10 protein-coding genes are annotated in these 9829 nt (G+C 72.4%); 4 read left to right on the forward strand and 6 right to left on the reverse strand.

From position 1 onward, the window contains the following. Positions 1 to 33 precede the first annotated feature (33 nt). The 4 genes from ACFU7Z_RS28155 to ACFU7Z_RS28170 all read right to left on the reverse strand — a co-directional run bounded on the left by ACFU7Z_RS28155 (position 34) and on the right by ACFU7Z_RS28170 (position 3191). Positions 34 to 162: an aborycin family tricyclic lasso peptide gene (locus ACFU7Z_RS28155; RefSeq protein WP_103079659.1), complete on the reverse strand. Its 129-nt coding sequence runs from the start codon at positions 160 to 162 to the stop codon at positions 34 to 36. Positions 163 to 288: 126 nt separating this feature from the next. Beyond that, positions 289 to 1041 (reverse strand): ABC transporter permease, encoded by a 753-nt coding sequence (locus ACFU7Z_RS28160; protein WP_380780474.1) that lies wholly within the window; start codon positions 1039 to 1041, stop codon positions 289 to 291. Beyond that, the gene (locus ACFU7Z_RS28165; RefSeq protein WP_049649023.1) at positions 1034 to 1936 is read right to left on the reverse strand and encodes an ABC transporter ATP-binding protein; all 903 of its coding nucleotides are present in this window, start codon (positions 1934 to 1936) and stop codon (positions 1034 to 1036) included. The genes ACFU7Z_RS28160 and ACFU7Z_RS28165 overlap by 8 nt, the downstream gene beginning before the upstream one ends. Positions 1937 to 2057: 121 nt before the next feature. Further along, positions 2058 to 3191, reverse strand: a complete 1134-nt coding sequence (locus ACFU7Z_RS28170) for a sensor histidine kinase (RefSeq protein ID WP_380780476.1) — start codon at positions 3189 to 3191, stop codon at positions 2058 to 2060. A 539-nt stretch (positions 3192 to 3730) separates the two neighbouring features. On the opposite strand from ACFU7Z_RS28170, the gene ACFU7Z_RS28175 reads away from it, so the two are divergent. From ACFU7Z_RS28175 to ACFU7Z_RS28190, 4 genes are all read left to right on the forward strand, one after another. Continuing rightward, a complete protein-coding gene (locus ACFU7Z_RS28175; protein ID WP_380780478.1) occupies positions 3731 to 4417 on the forward strand; it encodes a DNA-binding response regulator in 687 nt (228 codons plus the stop codon). Between the two features lie 174 nt (positions 4418 to 4591). Then, positions 4592 to 5338 (forward strand): thioesterase II family protein, encoded by a 747-nt coding sequence (locus ACFU7Z_RS28180; RefSeq protein WP_380780480.1) that lies wholly within the window; start codon positions 4592 to 4594, stop codon positions 5336 to 5338. After that, positions 5329 to 6153, forward strand: coding sequence for an SDR family oxidoreductase (locus ACFU7Z_RS28185; RefSeq protein ID WP_049649015.1), 825 nt, complete (start codon positions 5329 to 5331; stop codon positions 6151 to 6153). The genes ACFU7Z_RS28180 and ACFU7Z_RS28185 overlap by 10 nt, the downstream gene beginning before the upstream one ends. Positions 6154 to 6190: 37 nt before the next feature. Next, positions 6191 to 9058, forward strand: a complete 2868-nt coding sequence (locus tag ACFU7Z_RS28190; RefSeq protein WP_380780482.1) for an amino acid adenylation domain-containing protein — start codon at positions 6191 to 6193, stop codon at positions 9056 to 9058. A 21-nt stretch (positions 9059 to 9079) separates the two neighbouring features. Here the strand turns inward: ACFU7Z_RS28190 and ACFU7Z_RS28195 are convergent, their stop codons facing one another. Together ACFU7Z_RS28195 and ACFU7Z_RS28200 are read right to left on the reverse strand one after the other, a co-directional pair. After that, positions 9080 to 9445 (reverse strand): nuclear transport factor 2 family protein, encoded by a 366-nt coding sequence (locus ACFU7Z_RS28195; RefSeq protein WP_380742496.1) that lies wholly within the window; start codon positions 9443 to 9445, stop codon positions 9080 to 9082. Further along, on the reverse strand, positions 9442 to 9651 hold the full coding sequence (locus tag ACFU7Z_RS28200) for an MbtH family protein (RefSeq protein ID WP_380780484.1): 210 nt from the start codon (positions 9649 to 9651) through the stop codon (positions 9442 to 9444). Before ACFU7Z_RS28200 ends, ACFU7Z_RS28195 begins: the two co-directional genes overlap by 4 nt. Between the last annotated feature and the right edge of the window lie 178 nt (positions 9652 to 9829).

Raw genomic sequence — 9829 nt, forward strand, 5'->3', positions numbered from 1 at the left:
GAGTGCGCCTGAGCGCACCGGCACCCCTTGTGATCAGAAGAAGCAGACGACGGCGTAGCCGCAGCCGACGAAGTCCTGGCAGCTGCCGATGCCGAGGCACTTGGTGAGCTCGTCGAAGTCGCCGACCTCGTGCAGTGCCGGGGGCTCGTAAATGGCGGACATGGTTCCTCCCAGATGGGGATCGTCCGGGCCGACCAGTTCGGCCCGTGACATGTCTGGGAATCTACGCAGCGTCATGTCCCACGGTCATGGGTCAGGTGCCTCACGACCGTCCCGCCGCCCGTCCCGTCAACCGTCCCAACGCCGGTGGCGCAGCCAGCCGGCCGCCAGTGCCACGACGGTCCACGCGAGGAGGACGGCGAACCCGGTGAGCGCGTCGTCCGAGCCGACCGTGAGCATCCGCATGCCGGCCCGGTCGGGGAGGTACCGGACCATCTCCTTGGTCGCGCCGATGGTGGACAGGATCTGGGAGCCGGCGAGCACCATCGGGAGCAGGACGGCCAGCGGGACGACGGCGCCGCGGGCCGTCGAGGCCACGCCCGCCGCGAACAGGCTCATCATCGTCAGATAGACCACGGCGCCGGCGAGGGCGCGGGGGACACCACTCGTGTCGATGCCGGCGCCGTGGGGACCGAGGGCGAACTGCGTGAGCAGGTAGCCGAGGACGGTGACGGGGATCGCGACGGCCACCGCGGCGGCGGCGGTGACGGCCGCCTTCGCCAGGTAGAGCCGACCGCGCCCGGGTACGGCGAGCAGCGAGACCCGCATCATGCCGGACGAGTACTCGCTCGAGACGAGGAGCACGGCGAACACGATCAGCGCCAGCTGGCCGTAGAGGACGCCGTCCATGCCGGTCTGCTCGGGGGTGAAGTCGGAGCGGAGCAGGGGGTTGTCCGACTCGATCGCCTTCCTCGCGGACCAGCCGCCCAGGGCGGAGAGGAAGAGGCTGGCGGGGGCGAACAGCAGCAGCGCGACGAACGTGCCGCGGACGCCGCGCAGTTTGGTGAACTCGGCCCGCATGGCCGCGGCCGTCTCAGACACGGGTGCTGCTCCCTTCGGGGCCGGTGAGCTTGAGGAAGGTGTCCTCGAGCGATCCCGTGTGGGTGCTCAGCTCTTCGAGCGGGAGGTCGCCCGCCGCGGCCAGCCGGTTGATCTCGGCCGCCGTCATGCCGTCGACCTCCAGGCTGCCGTCGTGCGCGAGGCTCAGCGAGGCGCCGTTCCGTTCCAGTTCCCGGTGCAGGCGCAGGGGTTCGGAGGTCCGCACCCGCACGTAGGTCCGTGCGTGGCGCCGGATGAACTCCTCCGTACCGGTCTGGGTAAGCAGTCGTCCGCGGCCGATGACGACCAGGTCGTCCGCGACCACGGACATCTCGGCCATCAGGTGGCTGGAGACGAGGACGGTCCGGCCCTCGGCGGCCATCGAGCGCAGCAGGTCGCGCAGCCATCGGATGCCCTCGGCGTCCAGGCCGTTGACCGGCTCGTCGAGCACCAGGACGGGCGGGTCGCCGAGCAGGGCCGCGGCCAGGCCGAGCCGCTGTCCCATGCCGAGGGAGAACGTGCCGACCCGCCGCCGGGCCGCTCCGGTCAGGCCGACCGCCTCCAGGACCTCCGCGACCCGTCGCCGGTCGATCCGGTTGCTCTGCGCGATCCAGCGCAGATGGTCGGCGGCGGTCAGGCTGCGGTGCGCGACCGCCGTCTCCAGCAGGGCGCCGACCTGCCGGGCGGGGTACGTCAGTTCGTGATAGGGGCGGCCGCCGATGAGGGCGGTTCCGGCATCCGGGCGGGTGAGGCCGAGGATCATGCGCATCGTCGTGGACTTCCCGGCCCCGTTGGGGCCCAGGAATCCGGTGACGGCGCCCGGCCGCACCGTGAAGGTGAGGCCTGCCACGACGGTGGTCTCCCCGTACCGCTTGGTCAGGTTCTGGACTTCGATCACGGGACGAGTCTCGTCGGGCGGGCCGGCCGGCCGCATCGGTCCGGGGTCGGGATTCCGCGGCGGCCCGCGCGGGCCGAACCCATACCTGCGGATGAGTCCGGCACCCGGGAACGGGTCGGGCTCAGTACGGCAGTGTCACCACGATCCGAAAGCCGCCGCCCGGCCGCGGCCCGGCGCCGAAGGTGCCGCTGTGCGCGGCGACCCGCTCCTTCATCCCGACCAGGCCCATCCCCCCGCCGGGCACGGTGGGCCGGTGCCCGGGCCCGGGGCCCTCGTCGGTGATGTCGATCGTCAACGTGCCCTGGACGGCCGCGATCCGGACCCGGCAGCGGGTGGGCGCGGCATGCTTGACGACGTTGGTCAGGGCCTCCTGGACGATCCGGAACACGGACAGCGCGACACCGTTCGGGGGCTCCTCCTCGTACTCGCTCCGCAGGTCGACGCGGACTCCGGCGGCCTCGGCCGTGCGCACCAGGGCCGGCAGGTCCGTCAGCCCCTGGACCGGCCGCAGGTCGCCGGCGCCGCCGTCCTGCTCGCGGCGCAGCACCTTGAGGGTGGCCCGCATGTCACGCAGCGCCCGGCGGCTGATGTCCTCGATCACCGCCAGGGCTTCCCGCGCCTCCTCGGGGCGGGTGGCGGCCACGTGGTTGGCGACGCTCGCCTTGATCGCGATCACGCCCACGCTGTGGGTGACGACGTCGTGGATGTCACGGGCGATGCGCAGGCGTTCCTCGGCCTTCGCCTGCTCGGCCGCGTGCTCGATGGCGCGCCGCAGGCTCTCCCGCCGTTCCCTGACCGCGGCCCCCGTCGCCCAGGTGGCGCCGAGGACGAGCACTCCGAGCACGACCTGTACGGCCCTGCTCCCGCCCTGGTACCCCTGCCCTCCCGACACCGTCATCAGGACCGCGCCGGCCGTGCACAGCCCGGCGACGAGGGCCACGGAAAGCCCCGGTCGCCCCCTCCTGGTGGTGGCCACCAGGTACAGGGCGTAGGCGGCGGCGAGGAAGGGGGTCGGCCCGACCCCGGCGACCAGCGCCAACCAGGCCGCGGTGAACGCGACCACGAACACCGGGACCGGCCACAGCCTCCGTACGACCAGCGGCAGCGCGGTGCCCAGGGCCAGCAGCCACACGGCGGTGGCGCCCACCTCGCCGCCGTCGGCCGGGCGCAGCACCGACACCTGCGGGAGGATCACGAACCCGAGCGCGGCCAGCACGTCCAGTGTGATCAGGCGCCGACGAGGAGCATTACCCATGTGCCGAACGTAGGGGGCCGGTTCGAGGCGCGTCCAGTACGGGCGTGGATCAAGGTCGGCGTGTACCGCAATTCGCCCTGCGGGTGTACTGTCGCCCGCCGGCGACCAGGCCCATTGGTCCACACCATATGCCTGTCGACAATGCCCCCCCTGTCTCTGGATAAACATCCGTTCCTCGGGAAACAGTCGTCACCTCCCCGTTTCGGCCACCGTCCGCCGCGCCCGCACGGTGCCCGGCGCGGAGGGAGGGCAACCGGTGACGGGGCCGCGCCGGGCCCGTGGCCCCAGGGACTCCGAGCTCACCCGCGAGCCCAGGGGACCGCCGGCGTCCCCGCGCCACACCCGTCCGGCGAAGACATACCGGATGACCGGATAGTCACTCATCAAGCGGAACGATCCCTTGCAGTTAAGAGCGGAACTTGCGTTTCGATCATTCGTCTACCCATACTCGCTGGAGCACCGGACCGGCCTTTCTCCTGCAAAGAATGACGCACCGAAGAAAAACGAGCCGTACGACGTGCCAAACGGGGGACGTACAAATGGAGATCAACCTGTTCATCATCAGCGACAATCCGGTTTCACTCGCCGGACTGGAGACAATCATCGAACAGGATGGCAGATTCACACTCGTCGGCCGGGCCGTGGGCGTCCTCGACGGCATGCGATGTCTCGAGAACACCGAATTACAGCCGCACGTGGTCATCCTGGGCGAGCCGTCCTCGAAGAGGTCCATCTACGAGAACGCCCAGCAGATCGTCTCGACATACCGCCGCCACAAGACCAGGCCCAAAATGATGGTGGTGTCGCAGAACGACGACGACGACGCCGTCTTCACCGCCCTGCGCGTCGGGGTCAGCGGATACCTCTCGCACATGAGGTCCTCCGAGGAACTCCTCCACTCCATCGAGATCGTGGCCAAGGGGGGCGCCGTCTTCAGCCGGACCATCGCCTCCCGGCTCAGCCTGCATTTCTCCACCGTGCAGATCCTGCCGGAGACGACCGGGCTGTCCGAACTGACCAGCAGGGAACTCGAGATCCTGGAACTGGTCGCCGGCGGACTGAGCAACCACCAGATCGCCCGTCGGATCTTCCTGGCGGAAAAGACCGTACGCAATTACGTCTCGCGGATCTTCGCGAAACTGGAGGTGCACGACCGGGCCTCCGCCGCCGTGCTGGCCCGCGACGCCGGTCTCGGAAAGGAGACACGGGAAGTCCGCACCGCGTAGCACGAGTTCACCTCAGGCGTGGCATGACATAGATCTGCCGAACGCGCCTGACCCGCAGGAAGAAGCTCCGGTTGGAGCGGGTGGCCGACGACGGCCCCGCCGAGCCGGGGCTTCGGCGTGCCATGCCCGAAATCAGCATTCCGGCCCCATCGGAACACAAGGAGTGAACGAGTCGTGTCCCCCACCGAGTTGCCCCTCGTCTGCCTTCCCTTCGCGGGCAGCGGAGCCGGGTTCTACCGCGCCTGGAACGTCGCACCGCCCGGCCTCAAGGTCGTACCCCTCCAACTTCCCGGCCGCGAGGAGCTGTTCCTGGAGGAGCCGTTCACCGACGCGTCGGAGGCCGCCGCCGCCCTCGCCCCGCGAATACTGGAACTCGTGGGCGGCGAGGCGCCGTTCGCGCTCTTCGGGCACAGCCTGGGTGCCGTCCTCGCGTACGAGCTGGCCCGCGAGCTGGGCGGACGCTCCGGACTCCGCCACCTCTTCGTGAGCGGGTCCCCCGGCCCCGGCAGCGGGCGCGAGCGGCGGGCGACCGGGCTGGACGACGAGGAGTTCCTGGCCCGCGTCGGCGAGTTCGCCGGCTACCGGCACGCGGCCTTCGACGACCCCGACCTGCGGGATCTGCTCCTGCCCCTGCTGCGCGCCGACGTGGCGATGCACGAGGACTACGTCCCCGCCTCCGACACCCCGCTGCCGCTCCCGGTCACCTCGCTGCGCGGCGCCGACGACGGGCTCGTCTCCCGGACGCAGGCCGAGGAGTGGCGGAGCACCACCGGGGCGTCCTTCGACTACCGGGAACTGCCCGGCAGTCACATGTACCTGGTCGACTCCCCGGAGGTGCTGCTGGCCACGGTCGCGCAGGTACTCGCCGACGGCGGCGCCGCCCCGGCCGACGCCGACCGCGGAGGGTCGCCGTGCAGCTGAAGGGCAAGACGGCCGTGATCACGGGGGCGGCGCGCGGGCTCGGCCGCGCCTGTGCCGTCCGCTTCGCGGCGGAGGGCGCCGACCTGCTGCTGCTCGACATCGCCGACGACCTCCCCGGCGTGGGCTACCCCATGGGCTCGGCCGCCCAGCTCGCGCACACGGCCGACCTGTGCGCGCGGCACGGCGTCACGGTGCTCCCGGCCCACTGCGACGTGCGCGACCTCCGAAGGGTCACCTCGGTCGTGGCGGAGTGCCTCGACCGGTTCGGACGGCTGGACGTCCTGGTCAACGGCGCGGGGATCGCCGCGCCCTCCGGCCGCAGGGTCCACGAGATCACCGAGGACGAGTGGTCGCTCATGCTGGACGTCGACCTGTCGGGCGCCTGGCGGATGACCAAGGCCGTGGTCCCGGCGATGATCGAGCAACGCTCGGGCAGCATCATCAACATCGCCTCGACGGCCGGTCTCGTGGGCTACCGGCACTTCGCCGGCTACGTGGCCGCCAAGCACGGCATGATCGGCCTGACCAAGGCGGCGGCACTGGACTACGCGCCGCACCGCGTCCGGGTGAACGCGCTCTGCCCCGGCTCCGTCCGGGACGACCCGCTGGTCGAGGGCCGGATGCTCTCCGAGATAGCGCGCTCGCTCGACGTCCGCGTCGACGAACACGAGGAGGTGTTCGTCCAGGCCCAGCCGATGAACGCCCTCATCGAGCCCCCGGACGTCGCCGGTGCGGCCCTCTGGCTGGCGGGCGACGACTCGCGCCAGGTGACCGGCAGTGTGCTCACGGTCGACGGCGGCTTCAGCGCCCGGTGACCGTGCCCGCCCGCCCCCCTTCGGAGAGGGAGATCTGATGACCGTACGCACTCCTGCCTGCCACAGCCTGGTGGTACGCGCCCGGTACCCGGTCGACCGGGAACAGAGCCGGACGTTGTTGGAACAAGAGAGCAGGGAACGGCCGGAGCCGGCGGGGTCGAGGCTGTGGACCCTGCCGCTCGCGGTGGACTCCTCGACCGGCCCCTGGCACGCCCGCGTCCGCCAGGAGGCCGAGCGGCCCCTGCACCCCTGCGGACCCCCGTTGCGCGCCGTGCTCGTGGAGTACGCCGACGGGGTCGTCGACGCGGTCCTGGTGGCGCGGCGTTCGGTGCCCTACGGCGTCCTCGTACGGCTGGCGGCGCTCCTCCTGGACGGTGAGCCCCTCGACGGCGACCCGCTGCCCTCCCTCGACACACCGGACGCGCAGGACGCGCAAGACGGGTCGGACGGGGACACCACGCCGCTCACGGTGCCCTGGGGCCTGGGGGACCGCCAGGCGCCGGACCTCACCGCCGCCGCCGGGACGGTCCAGCTGACGGACCGTCCGGAGTGGCCCGGGGAGGAGCCGCTGGTGGCCGCGGCGGCGCTGGCGCTGGCGCGCTACCAGGGCGGGCCGGAGGCGCGCATCGCGGTGTTCGACCGCGCGTTCCGGGCGGGCGGTCCCGCGGTGCGCTCCGTCCGGGTCGACGCGGACGGCACGGTCGCGGACCTCCTCGCGGCCGGCACCGGCACTCCGCTGCCCGGCGCTGCGGTCGCGAGCGTGGGCGTGGTCCTCGGTGACGCCGCCTCCGGCACGTCCTACACCCCGTTCCCGGGGTCGGGGCTCTCCCTGGTCCTCCATCTGGAGCGGCAGCCCGACGGCACCTGCGCCGCCCGCCTCCACCACGATCCGCGCACGGTGGCGCCGCCGACCGCGGAGTGGTTCGGACGGAGCGTCCTGCACCTGGCCCAGCGGCTGCGCACCCTGCCCGGGACGACTCCGACGGCGCGGCTGGGCCTGCTGGACCACGCCGCGGCCGAGGCCGTGACCCGGCTGGGCGGCTTCCGTCCCGCGGCCGACCCCGGCGAGCCCGCGCCCGCCGGGCCCGGGCCGGAGCGGCGGACGCCGCCGGAGACCATCGACGGGCGGATCGCGGAGCTGGCCCGGCAGCGGCCGGACGCCGTCGCGGTGACCGACGACGAGAGCAGCCTGACGTACGGCCAGCTGGACGACCGGGCGGAGCGGGTGGCCGCCGGGCTGCGCGCCCTCGGGGTGGGCGGCGCACGGGTGGGGGTGTGCCTGGAGCGGGACACCACGCTCGTCGCCACCCTGCTGGGCGTGCTGAAGGCGGGCTGCGCCTACGTCCCGATGGACGCCCGGTACCCCGAGGAGCGGCTGCGCTACACCGCGACCGACGCTCAGGTGCCGGTCGTCATCGGGGACCCGGCGCGCTTCCCCCGGATCGAGGGGGTGACCGTGGTCTCGCCCCAGGAGCTGATGGACGCGCAGGAACCCCTGGAGGCCGGGAAGACCGGCAACACCGACACGGCCGCCTACGTCATCTACACCTCGGGATCCACCGGCCGCCCGAAGGGGGTCGTGGTCCCCCACCGCAACGTGCTGGCCCTGGTCGGTGCCACGTCCGCGGACCTCGGGCTCGGGCCGGACGACGTGTGGACGTTCTTCCACTCCAGTGCCTTCGACTTCTCCGTGTGGGAGATCTGGGGCTGCCTGCTCACCGGGGGCCGGCTGGTCGTCGTACCGCACTGGGCGGCCCGTGACCCGGACGAGTTCCACGAGCTGCTGGCCCGGCGGCGGGTGACCGTCCTCAGCCAGACCCCGTCCGCGTTCTCCCAGCTCATCGAGGCCGACACCCGGTCGGCCCCGGGCGCCGCACCGCTCGCCCTGCGGCTGGTCGTCTTCGGCGGCGAACCGCTGAACACGGCGATGCTGGGGCGGTGGTTCGCCCGCCACTCCCCCGCCCGGTGCCGGCTGGTCAACATGTACGGCATCACGGAGACGACCGTCCACGTCACCGCGCAGGAGGTGACCCCGCGCGAGGTCCTGGAGCGGTCCCGGTCCGTGGGCCGGGCGCTGCCCGGCTGGTGGGTGTCGGTCCGGGACGAGCACGGGCATGTCCTGCCGCCGGGGCCCGCCGGTGAGATCTACGTGGGTGGTGCCGGGGTGGCCGACGGCTATCTCGGCCGTCCCGAGCTGACGGCGGACCGTTTCGTCGACGACCCGGTGACCGGGGAGCGGGTGTACCGCAGCGGCGACCGGGGCCGGCTGAGGCCGGACGGCCGGCTCGACCACCTCGGCCGGCTGGACAACCAGGTGAAGGTGCGGGGCCACCGGATCGAGCTGGACGAGATCACCTCCGTCCTGGCCTCGGACCCCGGGGTCGCCGACGCGGCGGTCGTCTTCCGGGAGGGCGAGGCGGGGGACCCGGCCGGCGCCCGCATCGACGCCTACGTGGTGCTCCGGGACGGCGGTTCGGTGGACCAGGTCTGGCGGACGGCCCGCCGCGTGCTGCCGGACCACATGCTGCCGGCCGGCCTCACCGGGGTGTCCGGCATCCCGCTGACCCTCAACGGCAAGCCGGACCTCTCCCGGCTCCCGGCCCCGTCCGCCGGCCCCGCCCCGGCACCGGTCACGGACCGGGACGGCGCCACGGCGGATCCGGAGGCGAAGGGCGGCGACCTCGGGACCGAGATCCTCGCCGTGTGGTCCGGTCTGCTGGGCGTCGACGTGGAACCCGACGGCAACTTCTTCGAACTCGGCGGCAACTCCCTCCTGGTGGTCCGCATGCTGTCGGACCTGCGGCAACGGGGGCTGCCCAAGGTGACGCCGCGCGAGTTCTACGGGAACTCGACGGCGCGGTCCTTCGTGGAGCTGGTCCTCGGCCGCGTCGGGGAGACCCCGTAACGGTCCCCACACCAGCGGTGTTCACACCAAGGGGGCGAAGAAGTACGTGACGCGGTGGGCGAAGAGGCCGGTGCCGTCCGTCCGGAAGAAGTCGGCGAACCGCAGGCTCACCGCGTCACCCCCCTTGAGCGTTCCGGTGAAACTGCCGCGCACCGCGGCCTCCCGCCCGGACAGCAGCAGCTGGTCGACCGTGTGCCGGCCGTCGGCGATGACCCGCTCCCCCTGGTAGAAGGCGGTCAGTTCGCCCCGGCCGACCAGGGGTTGGTAGCCCGGCCGTTCGTAGGTCGCGTCGGCGGTGAAGAGTTCCACCAGTTCGTCGAAGCGGTTGGCGTCGACCAGTGAGTAGTAGCGGCGGACCGCGTCCTGGATCGGGGAGGCTCCGGTCATGACTGCATGCTCCCCGCCAGGCCGCGCGGCCGCATGTCGGTCCACCGCCGGTCGATGTACTCCAGGCAGGTGTCGCGGGTGTCCTCGGCGTGGGCGACCGCCCAGCCGTCGGGCACCGCGAGGGAGGCCGGCCACAGGGAGTGCTGCCCCTCGTCGTTGACGAGCACGAGGTAGCCGGCGTCCGGGTCCTCGAACGGGTTCGTCATGGGATGTCCTCATCTCTGCGTCTACGGAAATCTCTGCGTCTACGGATCTACGGACTTCTGGAGCTGGTCTCCGGTCTCTCCCCGCGGGCCCGGGGAACCGTGGCCGCGGTTGCCCGGGCCCACGGTTCCCCGGCACGCGGTTCCCCGGCCGACGGTTCCCCGGCACGCCGCTCAGGAG

The organism is Kitasatospora sp. NPDC057518, from assembly GCF_042802075.1.
In the GTDB taxonomy this organism is placed as follows: domain Bacteria; phylum Actinomycetota; class Actinomycetes; order Streptomycetales; family Streptomycetaceae; genus Kitasatospora.